This is a genomic window from Streptomyces sp. NPDC059785 (genome assembly GCF_042732375.1).
Lineage (GTDB): Bacteria > Actinomycetota > Actinomycetes > Streptomycetales > Streptomycetaceae > Streptomyces.
Genome location: NZ_JBHWHV010000070.1, coordinates 12,121 through 33,075, shown reverse-complemented (window position 1 = coordinate 33,075; position 20,955 = coordinate 12,121). Strand labels below are relative to the sequence as shown.

Below are 20,955 nucleotides of genomic sequence, written 5' to 3'. Positions count from 1 at the left end.
TTCGCCCTGTGCCCCGCACACCCCAGACCCAGGTGATCGCATGTACCCCTCCCGCCCCACCGCCCACCAGCCGCCCGACCGCACTGCGCTGCAACTGCAATGCGAACGGCTCGAGACCGGAATACAACAGCTCAAAGCCGCCGTCACCTCCCACACCGTCATCGATCAGGCCATCGGCGCCCTCACCACCCCCGGGCTCATCCCGCCCGACGAACTCCACCAAGCCCTGACCCGCTAGCGCACCCGCACCCCGGGGACAGGCCCCTACCACGGCACGCACCTCGTAGCATGAGACGCCACGGGTTGGGAGGCAGCCGATGGTCTCAGAGCATGACCGACAGTTGGTTACCGCGTTGGCACAGGCCGCAGTGACGCGGGCCGCGCCGGAGGAACTGTCGCAGTTCGAGGTTACGGCTGACGCGTTCTTCGCGTCATCGTCACGTACTACGCGGATCAGGCAGCGCGACGAACCGCTGGGGCTGGGGCTGGACAGCATTGTGGTGCTGACGAGTACAGTGGCGCTCAGTGTGGCCGTGGAAGTACTCAAGCACCTTGCAACCGACTACTCGGAGAAGGTGCTTGATCGCTTATGGCGGAGGGTGCGTTGGATCGCCGGGCGACGGGCTGAATCCGAAGACCTGGCGGCGCCTCCGCTACCCCAACTGACTGATCAACAGTTGGCCGAAGTGCATGTGCTGGCGCAGCAAAAGGCCCTGGCCGCACAGCTGCCGTCGGATCTGGCCGTACTCCTCGCCGACGGAATCGTCGCCGAATTGGGCAGGAACAGCGCCGGAGCCAACGTCATATCTGATACCGCGCCCGACACTACATCAGACACCGCACCGGGTCCTGCTTCCCTTTCTGACTCTGATCCCACGGGGCAGGAGTGACAGACGCGGCGGCACCACCGCTGAATCCCTTCGCCACCCCCTCCGGTACCGCCGTCCGCTTCGTCCTGCTCGTCGTCGCCGCCTCTACTGCTGCTGAGAACCTGCTCAGCCAGGACACGGGGCAATTACTCGGTCTGTCCGCCAGCGATGTGCTCACCTATCAGCACTGCATGATCGTCCGAACCCGCGAGGCGGTCGCCCTGCGGCATTCGAATGTGGGCGGGTCGCCCGACATCAGGGAGATCACCGAGTCGCTGCCCGCCTGCCACGATCCCAGGGATGTGTTCGGTCCCTGGCCCACGATCAGCGCTCTGTTGCTGTTCTGGCTCATCGTGTTCGTCGTGTACTGGTGTCTGCCTGCCTGGCGGATCCGCCGGAAGCGACTGCGCCGCACCGGTCCCGCTCTGCTGCCGGAGATGGCCGCGTACCTGAGCCGGTTGCAGGAACAGACCGGTGTCCGTGAGAGTGTCACCTTCCTGCTGGACCCCCTTGATCCCCGGGTGAACGGCTTGGCCTTCGGAAGAGTCGGTCGGCGCTACGTCGTCATCAGCGGCGGCCTGGCGGCATTGTTCAGCCAGGATCGCCATGCGTTCCGCACGGTCCTTCTGCATGAACTCGCGCATCTGCGCAATCACGACGTGGACATCACCTTCCTCACGGTGACGGTGTGGCGGCTGGTCGCCTTTCTTCTCCTCCGGCGTGCGGTCTACCTCTTGCTGGCGATTCTTGTTGGGCGGTTCTCCGCCGACCGTGTCCTGCCTGACACAGCCAGCACCTTGCAGACCGCCGTGTTGACCGCGCTGGTGCCCCTGGCTTGCAACGCGGTGCTGCGCAGTCGCGAGTTGTACGCCGACGCCAGGACGAAGCTCTGGGACACCGGCCCGAGCAACATGCAGCATCTCTTCGACGTCTACTCGGCCCACCCCGCACCCGGCGGGGGAAACAGACGGCTGCTACGCAAGCATCCGTCGCTCGGCGAGCGCCGTACCGCACTCACGGACACGTTCAACTTCTTCCGGCTCGGTTTTTGGGAATCGGTGAGCCTGGGAGCGACGGCAGCCATTCTCTTCAACAACATCTCAGATCTCATGGCGCATCCGGTGGATTCCCCGGGCGCCCGGATCGGCGACCACGTCGCGATCGCCGTCGCGGGCCCCCTGTTCACGGCTGGACTGACCCTCTCGGTCTGGCGTGTCGCCGACAGGTGCAGAACCTCGGGTACCGCCATGAATCTCGGGCCCGTGGCCGCCGGAGTGGGCCTCGGGCTCTGCCTTCGCCCAGTCACCAGCCCGAGCACCGCTCTGCTCGTCCACGAATTTCGCTCCTCGCCGGCAGCCACCCTCCTCCTCTGGTCCGGACTGGCCCTCCTCTGCGGTGTGATCGTCGTCTGCTGGATCGGGCTCGTCACTCGCGCGTGGGCCCCCGTCGCCGCTGCCAGAGACCGTCCGGCGCTCCTCATCTCCGCTGTTATCGCCGCGGCCTCGCTCCCCATGACGTTCTGGGTGTTCTACACCCTGCGGCAAGCAGACGTGGCCTTGTACGCGCAAGCGAACGCCGGCCCGCGCGCGGGTGCCCTGCGCTCCTTCCTGGCCGCGGCTGGGACGATGCTTTTCGGGGAGTCGCCCTGGGTAGTGATCACCGTCGTGCTGCTGCTCGCCGTCGTTCCGCTCGCCGGTCACGCGTGGGCGCGCCGGTGCGGACGTGGTCCAGGGGGCCGCAGCATGCCCCCGGAACACGCTGTCGCGTTGAGGACCGGAGTGGTTTGCGGGGCCGCAGGGGTGTGGAGCGGATACCTGCTCCTTGTGCTGGCCGGGGAGAAGGTCCAAATCATGGACGTCGAGGCAATCACCGTCGTGGCCGAGCTGACGGCCGCCGTGGTGACTTCCGCGCGCACCAAGGACCTTCGCTTTCCTCATGGCGTCGTCGCCGCTTTCGTGGCCGGTGCCATAGTCCCGCTCGGGACGTTGACGGGGCTTCGAGTACTGACCGGTGGAACCTGGTATTGGGATGTGCCGTCCCGGTCCCCACTACCAACGCCGCTGGAGTGGTGGTCGGCTGTGGCTATTCCGACTTGGGGGTTGCTCGTGGCCACGGCCGCGGCGGCGCTTACGGCGGGACTGGCAGAGTGGATACGACGTCAGCAGCGCACCTCGGCCAAGGCGGGGACGACGCCCAATGAGGGCACCGGGTGAGGCCCGGCCTGCACCCGGTGCCGCAGGCGGCCAGCAGGCGTCCGCGTCGTTGAGCACGGTACAGTGCGCGCCTTCCTCCTGATCGGGACACCTGGAGACTGCGACATGAGGTCTCGGAGGAAGTGGCACCCGGCTGCCCTCAGTCCGTGGACTGCGGCCGTCCGTTACCGCGGCGCCGTGGTCCGGTGATCACTCGGGCTCAAGGAGCGCCCCCACGCCAGCGGCGGCATATGAGGGATGAGTGCCTGCCCCTTCGACGCGACGCGCCCGCCACTGACAGGCTCCTGCCGAGGGCACCGAGCTGGAGCGAATCACCGCCGGATGGCCCGGCCATACGCGCTGACGGTAAAAACCGTCGCTCACCGACCGTTGTCAGTGGGCGAGGAGCAATTGTCAATTGTTGTGGATCACCGCAGGGAGTCTCAAGCGGCCCGTAGCCATTGATCGAGGACTGCGAGGTCTTCGTCGGCGAGGCCGCGGGACGACGCGATGCGGTGAAGGAGGGCCGGGGCGGGGTGGTGGGTGGACACCCAGTTCCGCTCGGCTTCGGTGATCTCGTCGTCGACCCAGATGAACGGGCGTCCGTCCGCCCATGACACCAAGGTTCGGGTCCTCCAGTGGATCCCGAACCACTTGTCCTCGCGTTCCTGCGCGTCGGAGGTCTCCGGCCAGGTCATGACCGGCAAGGGCGGCAGGCCGAGCCTGGGTGCCATGTTCGAGGCGGGCACCGTGGCGGACGAGGGCGACGAGGTGGGGTGCGTTGATCGCGCGCCAGCGGGCCTGAGCAGACTCGGCGAGCATGAACATCATCGCCAGGGCCGTGGCCGGGCTGCGGGCGCCGCGGGTGACCTTGGTCCGCAGCTTCACCGTGCTGAAGGTCGACTCGATCGAATCCGTCGTTCGCAAGTGGACCCAGTGCCCGGCCGGAAAGTCGTAGAGCACCAGGAGTTCATCGACATCGTCAGTGATCTTCTTGACGGCTCTGGGCCACTTCGCGCCGCAGGTGCGCCAGAAGTCCTTCACCGCCTTTTCGGCGTGATCGCGGTCCTCGCCGTCATAGATCTCCTGCGGCGCCTTCTGCGCGCCGGGCTGGGCCGATCTCGGCAGGGCGTTGACCACGTTCCGAATCTTGTGAACCCAGCACCTTTGACGTCTGGCCCGCGCAAACACCCCGGCCAGGGCCCACCACAGACCCGTGGCTCCGTCGCCGACGACGAGCGCGGGATCGCGCATGCCGCTGCGGCGGCAGTCCCGCAGGAGGTCGGCCCAGGACTCGGCCGACTCACGCAGGCCCTCGGCGAGCGCGATCAGCTCCTTACTGCCCTCGTTACGCCGCCCATGAGGACCAGGACGCTGGAGCGGGCCTGGCCGAGGCGGACCCCGGGGCGGACGCCGTCGGCCCACACGCACACGTAGTCGTATCCGGCCAGGTCCCGGTCCTGGAAGGCGGCGTGGTCGTCGCTCCACTGCTTGGTCGGCCGGGCCACCGTGGCCGGCGAGAGCCCAGCGGCCGAGCCGGGGAACTGCTCCATCGCGGGCACGAAGTCGCCGGAGGACAGCCCGTGCAGGTAGAGCAGGGGCAGGACCTCGCTGATCTTCGGGGACTTCCGGCACCAGCGGGCGAGGATCTTGGATGAGAACCGCTTGCCCTCGCCCGTCTCGCCGTCGACCCGCTCGTCGTTCACCCGCGGTGCCTTGACCGCAATCGGCCCGGCGGCGGCGGTCACCGTCCGCTCGCGGTGGTGGCCGTTACGGACCACCAGAGGACGACCTGCCTCGTCCCGTTCGCCCGCCAACTCAGCTATGTACTGGTTGACCTCGGCTTCCAGGGCCGCGGCGAGCATCCGACGGGCACCCCCACGGACGATGTCGTCCATCAGGGAGCCGTCCTGGGTAGCGCCGTCCTCGTTGACTACGCTCAGCACGGGAGTGCCTTCCCGACCCGCGCTGCAACACGGGCCTACTCGATGACCAGAAATCGATCACTCGGGAAGGTACGCCTTCCGAGTTCCGCGAGGCACCCCTCCCACGTCCGATCCACAAGTCTCGAGCATTGCTCCGAGACACCGCCTGGAAGTGGCGTCTGGATCGTCCGGTCCGGCCCCACAACCGACCGCGACTTCACCGATCTGGCATGAGAGGCCAGTCCCGTGTCAGCGCGCGGTGTGTTCAGGCACCGCCCGGTCGGCGAAATCCCGAGTCGCAGCAGCGGTGTCATCATCCCGTACACACCAGCATCCGGCTGAGCGGCGCGACCAACGACAACGTGCTCTGCCAGACCCGCATCGGATACCTGGCGGACACGGTCGTACTGGGCGAGACCGCCGACTTCGTGCCCTCCTTGGCCCACCACCGCCCGAGCCCCGGCGACCGGGGCTCGGGCGTGGCGGCGACGCCGGGCCGTCTGTCCCGCGGCCCGGCGTTCACGTGTGTCAGGCGGCCGCGGGACCGGGCAACGGATCCTCGTCCGCCGGGTCGTGCAGCGGCGGGATGAGGAGGGAGAGCAGCAGGGCTCCCAGCGTGACCAGGGCGCCGAGCCAGAAGATCCAGGAGTAGCCGGTGTCGAGGTAGAAGGCCGTGCCCTCGACGACGGTACTGTCCGAGGCGAGCACCGCGTAGGCACCCGCCGTGAAGATGGCGCCGAACAGGCTGATCAGCATGTTGAGCATGCCGCTGCCCAGGCCCTGTTCGTCGCGGGTGACCACACCGACCACGAGTGCCGGTGCTCCCGCGACGACGACACCGGCGCCGATGTTGGCGACGCAGGAAGTGAGGATGAGTTCGAGTCCGTTGCCGTGGTAGAAGCCGACGAGCGTGTAGCCGACGGCCATCACCGCCAGCCCCGCGCACCAGATCCTGCGGGCGTCGAAGTGGCGCAGGTAGCGGCTGACGAGCAGACCGGTGCCGAACATCACCAGGTTCCAGCTCACGCTGACGACGGCGTTGTGGTGGGCCGTCCAGCCCAGACCGGCCGACACACCGGGGATGTGCGGATAGAGGGCGAGCAGGATGGCGAGGCCCGGCAGGGTGAAGGCGACCGTCTGGGCGAGGCCGCCCGCGGTGAGCGCGAGGGCCACCGGGCGACGGCTCAGCACCCGCAGGTCGAGGATGGGGTGGCTGCTGGAGCGCTCCACGAACCAGAAGGCGGTCAGCGCGACGGCCCCCGCCGCGAGCCAGCCGAGGGTCCGCGGGTCCGACCAGCCCCAGCTCTGGCCCTGGCCGACCGCGTAGACCACGGCCGTCAGGCCACCGCCGAGGACGAGGCCGCCCAGCCAGTCGAACCCTGCGTCGAAGGCGTGCCGCGGCGTTTCCGGGACGAGCACCGCGACCAGGGTGAAGGCGACGGCGGTGGCGGCGGCGAGGAACCACAGGGCGCCGCGGTAGCCCCAGTTGTCGACCAGCCAGCCCGCCAGGAACGGGGAGACGATGGCCACCAGGCCGACGCTGCTGCCCATGATGCCGCTGGCCTGCTTGACCAGGCGGGGCGGGAAGACGTCCCGCACCGCGGCGAACGACAGCGCGCCGAAGGGCCCGTAGAACCCGGCGAGCGCCCGGCCCGCCAGGACCAGCCAGAAGCTCCCGGCCAGTGCTGCCAGCATTTCGCCGAGGGCGCCCAGAGCCGTCATGGCGAGCATGACGCGCTTCTTCCCGTACAGGTCACCCAATTTGATCGCGAAGGGGGTGAGCAGGGTGGACGTCAGTGTCAGTGTCAGCCCGAACCACACCACCTGCGTGGTGTGGAAGGCCTGCGCGACACCCGCTGTGGCGTTGGCGCCGAGGATGCCGCCCGCGGCCAGCAACTGGGTCGGCCAGGCGAGTGCGATCAGCAGCAGTACGAGGCGGGGAGTCCACCGTCCGTCCGCGGCTGCGCGGCTTGCGAGGTCGACTGAGGGGCTTGATGACGTCGGCGTCATGCCAGCCCTCCTTTCACGGAGGTGCCGAGGGAAAGGGGAAGAGCGGGGGGTGGCGCGCAGGAGAGGCGCGGCGTCTGTACGCAGGTACGCAGGTGACAACGGCGTGACAGCGCGGCAACCGTCATCGCGTGACGTTGACTATGACCCGAACACCTAGTGTCCGTTAGGTATCAGAGTCGTGACCCACGTCACACAGCTCACCCTCGGGCGGTCGGCGGGCAGGAGCGCCCGCGCGCCCCACCGGTACTGTTCTGTCATGGCGACACCCAGGGGACCGCGCGGCCCCTACACGGCGGGCCGGGCGCGGCGCACTCAGATCCTGGAGGCGGCCCTGCTGCGCTTCGGGCAGGACGGCTACCGGAAAACCTCCCTCGCCCGCATCGCACGCGACGCCGAGATCACCGACGCCGGACTGCTCCATCACTTCGGCGGCAAGCAGCAGTTGCTGCTCGCGGTCGTCGAGTACTGGCACGAGCGCATGGACGTGCGCTGGGAACGGGTCTCGGACTCGGTACGGGACGCCTTCCGCTGCCATCTGGAGGACACGGCCGAGACGCTCACCACGCCCGGCATGATCGAGCTGGCGGTCGTCCTCACCGCCGAGGCCACCGTTGCCGGTCATCCGGCCCACGACCACTTCACCGGCTGGCAGGAGAAGGGCGTGCGAGAACTCGCCGACCGCCTGCGGGCCGGCAGCCGAAACGGCGAACTGCGGCCCGACCTGGACCACGAGGGCATCGCCCGCGAGTGCGTGGCCATGGACGCCGGACTGCAGCAGCAGTGGCTCGCCGGCGGGCGGTCCTTCGACCTGGTCGCCGTCATGCGCGGCCATCTCGACCGCCTGATACGGGCCATCTCGACCGACGGGCAGGGACTGTAGGGGACGTACGGCCCCGACCGGCACCGCCTTACGAGCCATCCCACTACTTGTCATGCTCACGTCACCCAACGATACCGATCGCTGACGTGTCTCAGGTCACACACCTGAACACCTAGCCATCACTAGGTATTGGCCCGCATGATCGTGCTGCTCACCACCGGTGCTGAGAAAGGCCGCCATGCACCACCACTGGACCGCACGTGTCGTCTCTCCCCGCCCCTCCGACCCCGCACCCGCCGAGGGGCCCCGCCCGGCCGCGCTGCTGCGCGGCGAGTTCACCCCGCGGGCGGCCGTGCGGACGGCCCGGCTCCGGGTCACCGCGCTCGGCGTCTACGAACTGCAGCTCAACGGCCGCCTGGTAGGCGACCACGTCCTCTCCCCCGGTTGGACGAGCTACCGCCACCGCCACCGCTACCAGTCCTTCGACGTCACCGAGCTGGTCCGCGAGGGGCGCAACGCCTGGGGCGCCCACCTGGCCGACGGCTGGTACCGGGGCCTGCTCGGATTCAACGGCGGCACCCGGGACATCTACGGCGAACGCACCGGGCTCCTCGCCGAACTGCGCCTGGAGTACACCGACGGCTCCGCCGACACCTTCGTCACCGACGACAGCTGGCGCTGGAGCCCCGGGCCCATCCTCGCCACCGGCCTCTACGAGGGTGAGGAGTACGACGCACGCCAGGAACGGGCGGGCTTCGGCGAGGCCGGCTTCGACGACTCGGCATGGCGGCCGGTGAAGATCCTCGACGACTTCAACACCGCCGTCCTCTTCCCGGCCGACAGCCCTCCGGTGCGCCGTACCGAACACCTCGCGCCCGTCGCGGTGACCACCTCACCCACCGGCCGTACGGTCCTCGACTTCGGCCAGAACCTCGTCGGGCGGCTGCGCATCCGCGTCCGCGGCGAGGCCGGCCGCACGGTCACCCTCCGCCACGCCGAGGTCCTGGAGGACGGCGACCTCTGCACCCGACCGCTGCGGCACGCCACCACCACCGACCGCTACGTGCTGCGCGGCGACCCGGCGGGCGAGGAATGGGAGCCCCGCTTCACCTTCCACGGCTTCCGCTACGCCGACATCGAGGGCTGGCCCGGCGACCTCGACCCGGCCGACATCACCGCCGTGGTCCTCCACAGCGACCTGCGCCGCACCGGCTGGTTCTCCTGCTCGGACGACTCCCTGAACCGCCTGCACGAGAACGTGGTGTGGGGCATGCGCGGCAACTTCCTCGACGTACCCACCGACTGCCCGCAGCGCGACGAGCGCCTCGGCTGGACCGGCGACGTCCAGGTCTTCGCCCCCACCGCCGCCTACCTCTACGACGTCGGCGACTTCCTGCGCTCCTGGCTGCGCGACCTCGCCGCCGACCAGGAAGCAGACGAACGGCGCGTCCCCCCGGTGTTCAGCCCCGACATCCCGGTGATCACCCCGGTCCCGATCCCGCCCGGCAACCCGCCGATGGCCGGCTGGTGCGACGCGGCCGTCATCGTCCCCTGGGTGCTGTACGAGCGGTACGCGGACCGCGATGTCCTGCGTACCCAGTACCCGTCGATGCGTGCCTGGGTCGACGCCGTCGACCGTATCGCCGGTCCTGACCGGATCTGGGGCGAGGGGTTCCAGTTCGGCGACTGGCTGGACCCGACCGCCCCGGCGGACGACCCCGGCCGCGCGATGACATCGTCCGCCCTGGTCGCCACCGCATACTTCGCGCACTCCGCGCGGCTGCTGGCCCGCACCGCCGAAGTCCTCGACGACAAGGACGAAGCGGCTCGCCACCACGCCCTGGCCGACGCGGTCCGCAACGCCTTCCGCGCCCGCTTCCACACCGGCGGCGGACGGCTGACGGAGGAGACCCAGACCGCGTACGCCCTGGCCCTGTGCTTCCGGCTGCTCGACGACGACGAGCGCGCCGCGGCCGGACGCCGGCTGGCGGAGCTGGTGGCGGAACGCGGCCACCGTATCGGCACCGGCTTCCTCGGCACTCCCCTGGTGTGCGACGCGCTGACCGACACCGGACAGGTGGACACCGCCTACCGGCTGTTGACCCAGCGGTCCTGCCCGTCGTGGCTCTACCAGGTCGACATGGGCGCCACCACCGTGTGGGAACGCTGGGACAGCATGCTGCCCGACGGCAGCGTCAACCCCGGCGAGATGACCTCCTTCAACCACTACGCCCTCGGCGCGGTCGCCGACTGGATGCACCGCACCGTCGCCGGACTGGCAGCCGCCGAACCGGGCTACCGGCGACTGCTGATCCGTCCCCGCCCCGGCGGCGGTCTCACCTGGGCCCGGGCCGAGCACGACACCCCGTACGGCCGGGCCGGGACCGGCTGGCGGCTGGAAGGGGGCACGCTGCACGTCGACCTCCTCGTGCCGCCCGAGGTCACCGCGCTGGTCGAACTGCCGGGCGCGGAGCCCGTGGAGATCGGCCCCGGCCGGCACACCTTCCTCACCCCGTTTCCCGCGCCCACACGGTGACGCCCGCGGGCCGACTGCCAGGCCGTCCGCACACCGGATCGCCCGCTCAGTGCAAGGAGCACACACACATGACACACCTCAGCCTGCCCGACACCTTCCTGTGGGGCGTCGCCACCGCGGGCCACCAGAACGAGGGCGACAACAGCGCCAGCGACACCTGGTTCCTGGAACACACCACACCCTCGCTGTTCCGCGAGCCGAGCGGAGAGGCGTGCCGGGGCTACCAGCAGTGGGACACGGACCTCGACCTGGCCGCCGGTCTCGGGCTCAACGCCTTCCGGTTCTCCGTCGAGTGGGCCCGTGTCGAACCAGAACGCGGGATCGTCTCCGCCGAGGCCCTCGACCACTACGAACGCAAGGTCGACGGCTGCCTGGAGCGCGGCCTCGCCCCCGTGGTGACGTTCAACCACTTCACCTCACCGCACTGGTTCGCGGCGGCCGGTTCCTGGACCGCCACCGACGCCCCGGCGCTCTTCGCTGAGCAGTGCAACCGCGTCATGGCACGCTTCGGCGACCGCATCGCCTACGGCGTCACCCTCAACGAACCCAACCTCGAACAGCTGCTCCAGGCGGGCGCGAAACTCCCGGCCGAGGCGGAGGCGCTCAAGAACCGGATGCTCGCCGCCGCCGCACACGCCGCCGGGAGCGAGACCTACGCCAGCGCGAATGTCATCCCCGCCGACCGGCAGGACGAGTTCCAGGAGGCGTTCACCCGCGCCCACCGTGCCGCCCGCGCCGCGATCAAGGCCCGCCGCGGCAACCTGCCGGTCGGCGTCTCCATCGCCATCGCCGACGAGGTGGCCGTACCCGGCGGCGAGGAACGCCGGGATGCCAAGCGCGCCGCCGTCTACGACCACTGGCTGCGCGAGGCACGCCACGACGATTTCATCGGCGTACAGAACTACGAGCGCATCGTCCACGGTCCCGACGGCGAGGTGAGGGTCGACGGCGAACTCAACGGCATGGGCACCGTCATCGAACCCGGCTCCCTCGCCGGCGCGGTGCGCTACGCCCACGAGGTGTCCGGAGTACCGGTGCTCGTCACCGAGCACGGCATCCAGACCTCCGACGACACCCAGCGCGCCGCGTTCGTCCCCGCCGCCCTCGAAGGGCTCGCGGCCGAGGTCAACTCCGGCACGCCCGTCCTCGGCTACTGCCACTGGACGCTCATGGACAACTTCGAGTGGATCTTCGGATACGGCGCTCAGCTCGGCCTCCACGAGGTCGACCGCGAGACGTTCCGGCGCCGTCCGAAGCCGAGCGCGAAGGCGTACGCGGACGTGGTGCGCGCCCACCGGGAGGCCCTCACGAGCAGCCGCGACTGAGCCGCTCGACCCTCGACGCTCCCGAGCCACTGCGCGCAGCGCCTGCGGAAAGCAGATGTCCTCCACCTGGCTGCCGTGAACGGTCCCGGGTGTGACCGCGTCTACCTGACCGTCGGCCTGCCGGGGCCGGAAACACCACGAAGAGCTGCCGGAGCGCTGTCCGTACTCAATGCGCTTCAGGTAGCCGCCGCGGGTGCGGGCGGGGCGCTGTTCGCCCACCGCGACGGCGCAGTCCTGGTCACCGGCACCTACCGGCCGAATCCCGCACTCTGCGCTTCGCCGACCGCCTCGTCGACGCGCTCCTGCGGGCCGGTGCCGACGAACAGCGGGCGGCATGGACGGCCTGGACCATCAGCTACCGCACCCTCGGTCCGGCCCAGGAGGAACAGGCCGCCCCCCAGGAGGGCGGCGACAGGCTCGACCGGGCCGCCGAACCCGGCGCGCAGCCCGCGCTGCAACGGGTTCTGCCCCACCTCCGGCAGAACTTCGAGGAGCGCTCCGCCTTCGGCTTGGAGGCGGTCCTCTCACGCATCCCCTCATGACGCGCGCCCCCGGGGCCGCCCGGATGCCGCGCCGACGACGGCCCCGACGTCATGCCCCTGCCGGCAACCGGACTCCAGCGGCCGCCTCGTCGCAGGGCCCGGCAGTGGCGGGCCAAGTCGGTAGGGGTCAAGCGGCCCGTGCGTCCGGGAAATCGCTGTCGAGGTGGTGTTCGCCGGGGCCGACGGTGACCGGCGGGCAGCCGGGCAGGGTGATCACGCCCTCGCAGCCGTCCGGGACGGTCACTCGGGCACGGATGCCCGACCCGGTCAGCTCCCAGGAGATCCCGGCGGTGCCGTAGGGGGTCTCATGGCGGGCCTCGGCCCAGGTGATTCCGGCACCGGGCCGGGGCCGGAAGGTGAGGGTGCGGTAGCCGGGCCTGCTGAGGCCGAGCCCGGCAACGGTGCGGTGGAGCCAGTCGGCGACGGCACCCAGGGCGTAGTGGTTGAAGGAGGTCATGCCGCCGGGGTTCAGCGTGCCGTCGGGACGCAGGCTGTCCCAGCGTTCCCAGATGGTGGTGGCGCCCATGGAGACGGTGTACAGCCATGAGGGGCACTGGGTCTGGGTGAGCAGCCGGTAGGCGACGTCGAGGTGGCCGGACTCGGTCAGGGCGTCGCAGATCAGCGGGGTGCCGACGAAGCCGGTCGCGATGCGGGCGTCGTCCGCCAGGACCAGTTCGGCCAGCCGTTCACCGGCGAGGGCGCGCTGCTCGTCGCCGTCGAGGAGGTCGAACACGAGGGCCACGGAGTAGGCGGTGGGGCTGTCGCTCGTCATACGGCCCAACGCCCGCACGTACCGGCCGCGGAAGGCGGCGGCGACCGCGTCGGCGAGCCGGCCGTAGTGGTCGGCGGTCTCCGTGTCCCCGAGTTCCCGCGCCGACCAGGACAGGTGGCGGGCGGAGTGGGCGAAGTAGGCGGTGGCGACCAGGTAGCGGTCGGTGCGCGAGGCACCGGGGTCGTCCGGCGGGGCGATGGGGTCGAGCCAGTCCCCCAGTTGGTCGCCGGTGTCCCAGATGCGGTCCTCGCCCGCGAGCCGTTCCAGCAGGTCCACCCAGGCACGGCCCATGGGGAAGTGCCGGCGCAGCAGTTCCAGGTCGCCGAAGCGCTGGTAGAGGACCCAGGGGGTGAGGGTGGCGACGTCGCCCCAGGCGGCGCCGGGCTGGACGGGTGTCCACATCGGCCCGCCCGGGATGACCGGTACGTACCAGGGGACGGTCCCGTCGGGCAGCTGCTCGACGGCGACGTCGGTGAGCCAGGAGTCGAGCATGCCGGCGCAGTCGTAGAGGAAGCTCGCGGTCGGGGCGAAGACCTGGATGTCGCCGGTCCAGCCGAGCCGTTCGTCGCGCTGGGGGCAGTCGGTGGGGATGTCGACGAAGTTGCCGCGCATGCTCCACACCACGTTCTCGTGCAGGCGGTTGATCCTGTCGTCGCTGCACGCGAACCAGCCGGTGCGCCGCATGTCGGTGTGGTGGACGCGGGCGGTGACGTGCTCGGCGGTCAGCTCGCCCGGCCAGCCGCTGATCTCGGCGTAGCGGAAGCCGTGCAGGGTGAACCGCGGCTCCCAGGTGAGGGGGCCGTCGCCGGCGAGGATCAGGGTGTCGGTGGAGACGGCTTCGCGCAGGGGGCGGGTGGCGAGTTCACCGTCCTGGACGACCTCGGCGTGCCGCAGGGTCACGGTGTGCCCGGCGGGACCGTCGGCGCTCACCCGCAGCCGGCCGACCAGGTTCTGGCCGAAGTCCAGGAGGAACCGGCCGGTACCGCGCGGTGTGATGGCGGCGGGTGGTATCTCCTGGGTGCAGCGCACCGGGGACGCCTGGGGGGCGACGAGGGTGCGCGGGTCGCGTACGCGCACGGCCACCGGGCTCCAGTCGGTGTCGTCGTGCCCACGGTCGTCGTGCCCGGGGGCGGACCAGCCGGGGTCGTGCAGGCGGGCGTCGAAGGTCTCCCCCTCGTACAGGCCGCTGAACAGCAGGGGGCCGGGGCCGGCCTGCCAGGAGGCGTCGGTGGCGACGACCGTGGTGGTGCCGTCGTCGTGGGTGATCTCCAGTTGCGCGATCAGGGACTGGTCGGTGCCGTAGAGGTCGCGGTGGCCGCCGTCGAAGCCGATCCGGCCGCGGTACCAGCCGTCACCCAGCCAGGCGCCGATGGTGTTGGCACCTTCGGTGAGGTGGGCGGTGACATCGTAGGTGTAGTAACGCAGCCGTTGTCCGTAGACGGTCCAGCCCGGGGAGAGGGTGTCGTCGCCCACGCGGGAGCCGTTGATCTCGGCTTCGTAGAGGCCGTGCGCGGTGGCGTAGAGGCGGGCGCGGGCGACGGGCCGGGCGAGGTGGAAGTCCCGGCGGACGCGGGCCGGCCGGCGGTCGCTGCCGGGTTCCTCCTCCCAGGCGGCGCCGACCGGCTGGGCCAGCCAGTCGTCCGCGTCCAGCAGGCCGGCCTCGACGCTCGCGGGCGGCGACCAGTCGGACGGCTCACCTCCCGCGGACCAGGTGCGCACGCGGACGGTGACGCGCTCACGGGAGGCGAGGGGCCGGCCCGGCCAGGGCACCAGGACGTGGTCGGCGCCGTCGACGCGGCCGGTGCGGTGGAGTGTGCCGTCACGGTCGAGTTCGAGTTCGTAGGCGCTCTGGTGGCGGCTGCCGGGGGGCAGCCGCCAGGACAGCCGGGGGTCGGGCCGACCGATCCCGAGGCCGTCCCGCAGGTGCTCGAAGGTGACGGGGGTGGGCTGAAGCGACACAGCTGGGAAAGCCTTCCGTGAGGTGGGCGTGTGACAACCGGTGGGGGCGAGAGGTGGTTGTCAGCCCTTGACGGCACCCGAGGTGAGGCCCTTCATCACCTTCTGGTTGAGGAAGAGGTAGATCAGGAGGGTGCCGAAGACGTTGATGCAGATCGCGGCGAACAGGGGGCCGTACTGGGTGGCGCCGAAGTCGCCGGTGAAGTTGAGCAGGCCGACCTGGACGGTGCGCAGGTCCTGGCTGTTGGTGAAGGTCAGCGCGATGAGCAGGTCGTTCCAGATGAAGAAGAACTGCACCAGGCCGACGGTGAGGACGGCGTTGCGCACCATGGGAAGGCTGATGGTCCAAAAGGCGCGCAGGATGCCGGCGCCGTCGATGGTCGCCGCCTCGAACAGCTCGCGCGGCACGCTCTTGTAGTAGGTGGCCATCATGAACACCGTCAGGGGCAGTCCGGTGCCGGTGTAGGTGAGGATCAGCGGCCACAGCGTGCCGGACAGGCCGGTCTGGAAGTACACGGTGAACAGCGGCAGCAGGATCATCTGCGAGGGCACCATCATGCCCGCGAGGAAGACGAGCAGGGTGAGGCTGCGGCCCTTCCAGACCATGATCTGCAGAGCGAAGCCCGCCGCCGTGCCCAGCAGCAGGATCAGTGCGAGGGCCGGCAGGACGGCGAGCAGACTGTTCTGGACGTACAGGCCGATGTTCCCGGTGGTCCACGCCTCGGTGTAGTTGCCCCACTCCCAGTGGGTGGGCAGGCTCCAGGTGGAGTGGTTGAGGTAGTCGTCGTTGGACTTCACCGAGGTCAGGAACATCCACAGCAGCGGATACACCTCGACGACCAGCAGCAGGGTGACGACGAGCTTCACCCACAGCCGCCGGGGACGGCGGCGGGCCGTGACGGGCGCGGGGCCGCGGCCGTCACCCGTGACCGACGCGGTCTTGAACGGCGTGTCGATGGCCATGGGATCAGCCCTCCGTGAGGTCGCGCCGCGAGACGCGGTAGACGACCAGGCTCACCAGGAGGCACACCACGGTCAGCATCAGTGCGATGGTGCTGCCGTAGCCGTACTCGCTGTAGGTGAACGACGTCTGGAACATGTACAGGGTCAGCGGGGTCGTGCCGTTTCCGGGGCCGCCGTTGGTGAGGGCCACGATCGAGTCGAAGACCTTGAGCGTGCCGTTGATACTGAAGATCAGCGAGGACATCAGCACCGGGAACGACATGGGCAGCACGATGTGGCGGACGAGCCGCAGGCCGGAGGCTCCGTCCAGGCGCGCCGACTCCAGGACCTCCTCGGGGATGTCGACGAGCCCCGCGAAGAGCAGGACGGCGTAGAAGCCCATCGAGCGCCAGACATCCATGACGACCAGCACCCAGAAGGCGCTGCCCGCGCTCGCGAACCAGTCGACGGAGTCGATGCCGACCGCGTTCAGCAGGGCGTTGACCGGGCCGGTCTGCGGGGCGACCTGGAAGAACTTCTGGAAGAGCAGGCCGACCGCCACGGTGGGCAGGACGACAGGGAAGAACACCAGGGTGCGGATGAGCGCGGAGGCACGCTTGAGGAAGAACACGTACAGCAGCGCCAGCAGATAGCCGGCGACGACCTGCCCGGCGGTGACCACGACGGCGTACTTGAGGGTGAACCAGAGGGCGTCCCGGGCGGCGGGGTCGGTGAACGCCCGCTGGAAGTTGTCCAGGCCGTTGCCGGTGAACCCGTCGATGGTGTTGCCCTGGGTGAAGGAGTAACCCAGCGACCACACCATGGGCACGAGCATGATGAGGGAGTAGACGAGCAGAGCGGGGCCCACCAGGATCAGGATGGCCCGGCGGTCACCGAGTACGCGGTGCATGGAAGAGGGTCCACTTCTTCGAAGAAGGTGTGCGGGACGCTACGGGGCCCGGTCGCGGCGGTCACGAGCCCCGTGCGGCCCGGCTCACTTGCTGGACAGGGCGTCCTGAACGGTCTGCATGAACTGCTCGGCGCTCATGCTGCCGTTGACCAGGGAGGCGGCGTTGGTCTGGCTGACGGTCGTGGCCTTGGTGCTGAACAGCGCCTCGAACCACAGCACGTTCTGCTTCGAGGAGCTGATCGTGTCGCGGACCTGGGTGGTGACCTCGTTGGCGTCCTCGACCTCGGTGTTCACCTTGAAGCCGGAGATGGCGCCCTGGTCCTTCAGCGCGGTGCTGCCGTAGTTCTTCGTGATGCAGGACACCCAGTCGCCGGTCTTCTCGTCGAAGGTCTTGGCGCCCAGGGTGATGCCGAGGCCGACGTTGGAGGGGTACTGGTCGATCGACCCCTTGCCTCCGGACACGGCGGGGAAGGGCATGAAGCCGATGTTCTCGGCGCCGACCGTGTTCTGCTTCTCGTCGGCGATGTTCGCCAGCGCCCAGCTGCCCATGTAGAGCATGCCGGCCTTGCCGGTGAGGAACTGGTTCATCGAGGTGTCGTAGTCGATGGAGCCGACACCCTTGCCGAAGTAGCCCTTCTTGCCCAGTGCTGCGACCTCCTCGGCGGCCTTGACGTACTCGGGGTCGGTCAGCTTCGCCTTGCCGTCGGCCACCTTCTGCAGCGCGTCGGGGCCGAGGCTGCGGTAGAGGTAACCGCTGATCAGCCGGGTCAGGGGCCAGCCCTGCTGACCGGAGGCGGAGAACGGCTGGATGCCCTTGGCCTCCAACTTCGCGGCGGCCGACACCAGTTCGTCCCAGGTGCCGGGGACGTCCAGACCGTTCGCCTTGAAGATCTTCTTGTTGTAGAAGACGCCCTCGATGTTGTACTCGTACGGCAGCACCTCCAGCTTGCCGCCGTACAGCGCCTTGACGGTGGAGACGGCGGCCGGCTCCAGCTGGTCGAGGACGCCGAGCCGCTCGAGTTCCTTCTCCAGGTCGGCGACCTTGCCGGACTTCGCCAACTGCTGGGTGAGCGCCGGGGCGTTGCCCGCCGCGAACTGCACGGGCAGGGCGCCCTGGCCGGCCAGCAGCTGCAGTTTCTGGTCCAGGCTCGCCTGCGGGACGGTCTCCACCTTCAGCGGCAACGCCGTGTTCTGGTCGGCACATGCTCCCTTCGACAGGGTGGTCAGAGCGGTCTTCACGGTGGTGTTCTCCGTGACGCTCAGGTAGCTGAACTCCTTGGGCGAGGCGGTCGAGCCCTCACCCGCTCCGCCGCACGCGGACACGAGCAGGACCGTGGCGACCGCGCTCGCGGTCAGCCCCGCGGCGCGGTTCCTGCGGGCACGAGGCGAGTCGGTGGTCACAGATGGCTCCCAGTCGTCGTTGAGGTGAGATGCACGGCGCGGACCCGCAGGGAAGATGCGACCCTGATTTTGTGGAACGTTCTTCACGCCGGAGTGCGCACCACAGTGCATGCAGCTCGCGACCGCGTCAAGACATGAGGCGGTAACATCGGCGCGACGCCGCTTCCGTCTGGCCAGTGAGACATCTGATCGTGTAAACCGTTGCATCAAGCAGAGTCGGTACACGGAGCCGGTACACGGAAGCCGGTGCACCGAGTCGATGAGCAGAATCGATGAGCTAAGTCGATCCAGGGAGCTTCGGTATGCGGCAGGACGCTCGGCGGGACAAACGCGTCACCATCACCGACGTGGCGCGGCACGCGGGCGTGTCCACCGCGGCGGTCTCCAAGGTCCTGCGCAACGCCTACGGGGTGAGCGCCGCGATGCGGGAGAAGGTCCAGGCGGCCATCACCGAACTCGACTACCGGCCGCACGCCGCCGCCAGGGGCATGCGCGGGCGGACGTACACGATCGGCGTCCTGCTGGACAACATCCGGAACACCTTCTTCGCCGACATCCTCGACGGAATCCGCGACGAACTGCACGACAGCGAGTACACCGTGCTGATCGGCGCCGCCGGCTTCGGCGCCGCCGCGCAGAGCAGGACGACGCGGTCCATGGTCGACCGGCAGATGGACGGGCTGATCCTGATCGCTCCGGGGACGCCGCGGACCGAGGTCCTGACCACGGCTCAGTCGACGCCCACGGTCGTCATCGGCCACCATGACCCCTCGGAGCTGCACGACTCCGTCGTCGACGCCGACGGAGTGGGCGCCGGACTCGTGGTGGACCATCTCGTCGCGCTCGGCCACCGCAACATCGCCCTCGTCTCGGCGCCCGGCACCCGGTCCAGCAAGTGGACCCGCACTCCGGAGATCGTGCTCAGCAACGGTTACACCGAGGCGATGGAACGGCACGGCCTGTCCGAGCACACCCGCGTCTGCCGCGCCGCCTACTCCGACGACGGCGGCTACAAGGCCGGAATGAGCCTGCTGAGCGGCGAGGACCGCCCCACCGCGATCATGGCCGGCGCCGACGTCGCCGCCCTCGGTGTCTGGCGGGCGGCGCACGAACTCGGCCTGCGCGTACCCGAGGACGTCTCCCTGGCCGGCTACAACAACACCACGCTCGCCGACCTCGCCACCGTGCGGCTGACCAGCGTCGACCAGGCCGGACACGACATGGGCGGCACCGCGGCCCGGCTGCTGATCGAACGCGTCGAGGGCCGCCGCGAGCACGCCGTGCAGACCACCATGACGCCGCGGCTGGTCGCCCGGCGCAGCACGTCGGCACCCCTCTCGTAGCCGGGTGCGCGCCCCGTGGACCGTGTGAAGCGCAGAGTGGGCATGGCGGACGTGGCCCGCGAGGCCGGCGTGTCGCTCGGCACGGTCTCCAACGTGCTCAACCGACCACACCTGGTCGCCCCGTCCACCCACGCCCGCATCCAGGCGGTCATCGACCGGCTCGGTTACGTACGGAGCGAACAGGCGCGCGGACTGCGCGGTGGCACGTCCCGCCTCGTCGCCGTCCTCGTCCCGGACCTCGCCAACCCGTTCTACAGCGCTCTCGTCCGCGGCGCCGAGGAGCGGATCCGCGGCGCGGGACTCGGCGTGCTGGTGTGCAACAGTGCACGCGACGCCGCCGAGGAGCTGCGCCTGCTGGGCATGCTGACCGAGCATCAGGTCAGGGGCGCGGTGCTGGCACCGACCGATCCGGGCGGAGCCGCGGTCGACGCCCTGCGGCGCAACGGGGTTCCCCTCGTGCTGGCCGATCACCGTGCCGCCGCCGAGGACGCCTGCTCCGTCGCCGTCGACGACGTCCTCGGCGGCTACCTGGCCGCCCGCCATCTGCTCGGATCGGGACACCGCACCTTCGTCCATGTCACGGGTCCCGCGTCGCTGCGGCAGGTCCGGGAACGACGGGCCGGCATCGCGCGGGCCTTCACCGAGGCCCGCGTACCGCTCCACGGGGTGCGCGACCTCGGCTGCCCGGAGCTGACCGTCGCCGCGGGCCGGGACGCCGGCGGCCGGCTGCTGGGCATGCCCGGGCGTCCGACCGCCGTCTTCTGCGCCAACGACCTGCTCGCGCTCGGCCTCATGCAGACCGTCTACGAAGCCGGGTTACGCGTTCCCAGGAACCTGGCCGTGGTCGGGTACGACGACATCGACCACGCGGCGTCGGCCGTCGTGCCGCTGACCTCCGTACGCAGACCGGCGGCGGCCATGGGAGCCACGGCCGCCGCCAGACTCCTGGCGGAGACCACCGGGGAACTGGCCGGCCACCGGCACGAACAGACCCTGCTGGAGCCCGAACTGGTGGTGCGGGCCTCCACCGGTTCCCCGTGCGGGCCCTGACACGGCGGATCGGTGCTGTCCGCTCGGCGCCGCGTGCTCGACCAGTCGTACGACGGCGTCCCGGTCGCAGTGGTGACTGACCCCGGGCTGGACCTCCAGGGTCACGGAACTGTCCGTGAGCGCGGTGACCGTGGCGTGGACTCCGCGGCAGGTGACCACGCGGTCACCCGGGCGCAGTGCGTCCCACAGCGCGGTGAGGGCGCGCGCCACCTTGCGTCCGGGCGCACCTGGAAGAAGCAGGCGAGCGGGGCGGGCAACGCGAGCAAGCCACGTACTCGCACAGGACGCCGACCAGGGCCTGCGCCGCGGAGCCGGTGCCGGCGCGCGGTGCGCGAACGGCCCTCCGCCGCCCACTGCCGGAC

13 protein-coding genes and 4 pseudogenes are annotated in these 20,955 nt (G+C 70.0%); 9 read left to right on the top strand and 8 right to left on the bottom strand.

Annotated elements, in window-relative coordinates:
• Positions 1 to 40 precede the first annotated feature (40 nt).
• From ACFV6E_RS36445 to ACFV6E_RS36435, 3 genes are all read left to right on the top strand, one after another.
• On the top strand, positions 41 to 238 hold the full coding sequence (locus ACFV6E_RS36445; protein ID WP_385467562.1) for a hypothetical protein: 198 nt from the start codon (positions 41 to 43) through the stop codon (positions 236 to 238).
• A gap of 79 nt (positions 239 to 317) precedes the next feature.
• A complete protein-coding gene (locus ACFV6E_RS36440; RefSeq protein ID WP_385467559.1) occupies positions 318 to 890 on the top strand; it encodes a hypothetical protein in 573 nt (190 codons plus the stop codon).
• Positions 887 to 3,082, top strand: coding sequence for a M56 family metallopeptidase (locus ACFV6E_RS36435; RefSeq protein WP_385467557.1), 2,196 nt, complete (start codon positions 887 to 889; stop codon positions 3,080 to 3,082). The genes ACFV6E_RS36440 and ACFV6E_RS36435 overlap by 4 nt, the downstream gene beginning before the upstream one ends.
• A 422-nt stretch (positions 3,083 to 3,504) precedes the next feature.
• On the opposite strand, the pseudogene ACFV6E_RS36430 reads toward ACFV6E_RS36435, so the two are convergent.
• Positions 3,505 to 3,795: pseudogene (locus ACFV6E_RS36430) on the bottom strand (hypothetical protein); the annotation flags it as partial.
• Positions 3,791 to 5,007 (bottom strand): annotated as a pseudogene (locus ACFV6E_RS36425) (IS256 family transposase); the annotation flags it as partial. The pseudogenes ACFV6E_RS36425 and ACFV6E_RS36430, both read right to left, overlap by 5 nt.
• Before the next feature lie 273 nt (positions 5,008 to 5,280).
• Here ACFV6E_RS36425 and ACFV6E_RS36420 point away from each other — a divergent pair.
• Positions 5,281 to 5,423 (top strand): annotated as a pseudogene (locus ACFV6E_RS36420) (lipase); the annotation flags it as partial.
• Positions 5,424 to 5,514: 91 nt separating this feature from the next.
• Here ACFV6E_RS36420 and ACFV6E_RS36415 read toward each other — a convergent pair.
• Positions 5,515 to 6,996: an MFS transporter gene (locus ACFV6E_RS36415; protein WP_385467554.1), complete on the bottom strand. Its 1,482-nt coding sequence runs from the start codon at positions 6,994 to 6,996 to the stop codon at positions 5,515 to 5,517.
• Between the two features lie 256 nt (positions 6,997 to 7,252).
• Between ACFV6E_RS36415 and ACFV6E_RS36410 the strand changes: the two genes are divergently transcribed.
• From ACFV6E_RS36410 to ACFV6E_RS36400, 3 genes are all read left to right on the top strand, one after another.
• A complete protein-coding gene (locus ACFV6E_RS36410) occupies positions 7,253 to 7,876 on the top strand; it encodes a TetR/AcrR family transcriptional regulator (RefSeq protein ID WP_385467552.1) in 624 nt (207 codons plus the stop codon).
• 178 nt (positions 7,877 to 8,054) lie between these two features.
• Positions 8,055 to 10,352, top strand: a complete 2,298-nt coding sequence (locus tag ACFV6E_RS36405; protein WP_385467549.1) for a family 78 glycoside hydrolase catalytic domain — start codon at positions 8,055 to 8,057, stop codon at positions 10,350 to 10,352.
• Between the two features lie 68 nt (positions 10,353 to 10,420).
• Positions 10,421 to 11,677, top strand: coding sequence for a family 1 glycosylhydrolase (locus ACFV6E_RS36400; protein ID WP_385467546.1), 1,257 nt, complete (start codon positions 10,421 to 10,423; stop codon positions 11,675 to 11,677).
• A 669-nt stretch (positions 11,678 to 12,346) separates the two neighbouring features.
• Here the strand turns inward: ACFV6E_RS36400 and ACFV6E_RS36395 are convergent.
• From ACFV6E_RS36395 to ACFV6E_RS36380, 4 genes are all read right to left on the bottom strand, one after another.
• Entirely contained in the window at positions 12,347 to 14,950 is a 2,604-nt protein-coding gene (locus tag ACFV6E_RS36395; protein ID WP_385467543.1) for a family 78 glycoside hydrolase catalytic domain, read from the bottom strand.
• A gap of 60 nt (positions 14,951 to 15,010) precedes the next feature.
• Positions 15,011 to 15,910 carry a carbohydrate ABC transporter permease gene (locus tag ACFV6E_RS36390; RefSeq protein ID WP_385467540.1) on the bottom strand — a complete coding sequence of 300 codons (900 nt, stop codon included), beginning with the start codon at positions 15,908 to 15,910 and terminating at the stop codon, positions 15,011 to 15,013.
• A gap of 4 nt (positions 15,911 to 15,914) precedes the next feature.
• The gene (locus tag ACFV6E_RS36385) at positions 15,915 to 16,799 is read right to left on the bottom strand and encodes a carbohydrate ABC transporter permease (protein WP_385467538.1); all 885 of its coding nucleotides are present in this window, start codon (positions 16,797 to 16,799) and stop codon (positions 15,915 to 15,917) included.
• An 84-nt stretch (positions 16,800 to 16,883) separates the two neighbouring features.
• On the bottom strand, positions 16,884 to 18,200 hold the full coding sequence (locus tag ACFV6E_RS36380) for an ABC transporter substrate-binding protein (RefSeq protein WP_385467535.1): 1,317 nt from the start codon (positions 18,198 to 18,200) through the stop codon (positions 16,884 to 16,886).
• Between the two features lie 302 nt (positions 18,201 to 18,502).
• On the opposite strand from ACFV6E_RS36380, the gene ACFV6E_RS36375 reads away from it, so the two are divergent.
• On the top strand, positions 18,503 to 19,543 hold the full coding sequence (locus ACFV6E_RS36375; protein ID WP_385467532.1) for a LacI family DNA-binding transcriptional regulator: 1,041 nt from the start codon (positions 18,503 to 18,505) through the stop codon (positions 19,541 to 19,543).
• Between the two features lie 24 nt (positions 19,544 to 19,567).
• Positions 19,568 to 20,593, top strand: a complete 1,026-nt coding sequence (locus tag ACFV6E_RS36370) for a LacI family DNA-binding transcriptional regulator (protein ID WP_385467530.1) — start codon at positions 19,568 to 19,570, stop codon at positions 20,591 to 20,593.
• Positions 20,594 to 20,653: 60 nt separating this feature from the next.
• Here the strand turns inward: ACFV6E_RS36370 and ACFV6E_RS36365 are convergent.
• Positions 20,654 to 20,803, bottom strand: a pseudogene (locus ACFV6E_RS36365) (preprotein translocase subunit YajC); the annotation flags it as partial.
• Positions 20,804 to 20,955 lie beyond the last annotated feature (152 nt).

What these genes read in the sequence shown, in the direction of transcription:
- ACFV6E_RS36445 (WP_385467562.1), top strand. Translation starts at nt 41, where the DNA reads ATGTACCCCTCCCGCCCCACCGCCCACCAGCCGCCCGACCGCACTGCG.
- ACFV6E_RS36440 (WP_385467559.1), top strand. Translation starts at nt 318, where the DNA reads ATGGTCTCAGAGCATGACCGACAGTTGGTTACCGCGTTGGCACAGGCC.
- ACFV6E_RS36415 (WP_385467554.1), bottom strand. Translation starts at nt 6,996, where the DNA reads ATGACGCCGACGTCATCAAGCCCCTCAGTCGACCTCGCAAGCCGCGCA.
- ACFV6E_RS36410 (WP_385467552.1), top strand. Translation starts at nt 7,253, where the DNA reads ATGGCGACACCCAGGGGACCGCGCGGCCCCTACACGGCGGGCCGGGCG.
- ACFV6E_RS36405 (WP_385467549.1), top strand. Translation starts at nt 8,055, where the DNA reads ATGCACCACCACTGGACCGCACGTGTCGTCTCTCCCCGCCCCTCCGAC.
- ACFV6E_RS36400 (WP_385467546.1), top strand. Translation starts at nt 10,421, where the DNA reads ATGACACACCTCAGCCTGCCCGACACCTTCCTGTGGGGCGTCGCCACC.
- ACFV6E_RS36390 (WP_385467540.1), bottom strand. Translation starts at nt 15,910, where the DNA reads ATGGCCATCGACACGCCGTTCAAGACCGCGTCGGTCACGGGTGACGGC.
- ACFV6E_RS36385 (WP_385467538.1), bottom strand. Translation starts at nt 16,799, where the DNA reads ATGCACCGCGTACTCGGTGACCGCCGGGCCATCCTGATCCTGGTGGGC.
- ACFV6E_RS36375 (WP_385467532.1), top strand. Translation starts at nt 18,503, where the DNA reads ATGCGGCAGGACGCTCGGCGGGACAAACGCGTCACCATCACCGACGTG.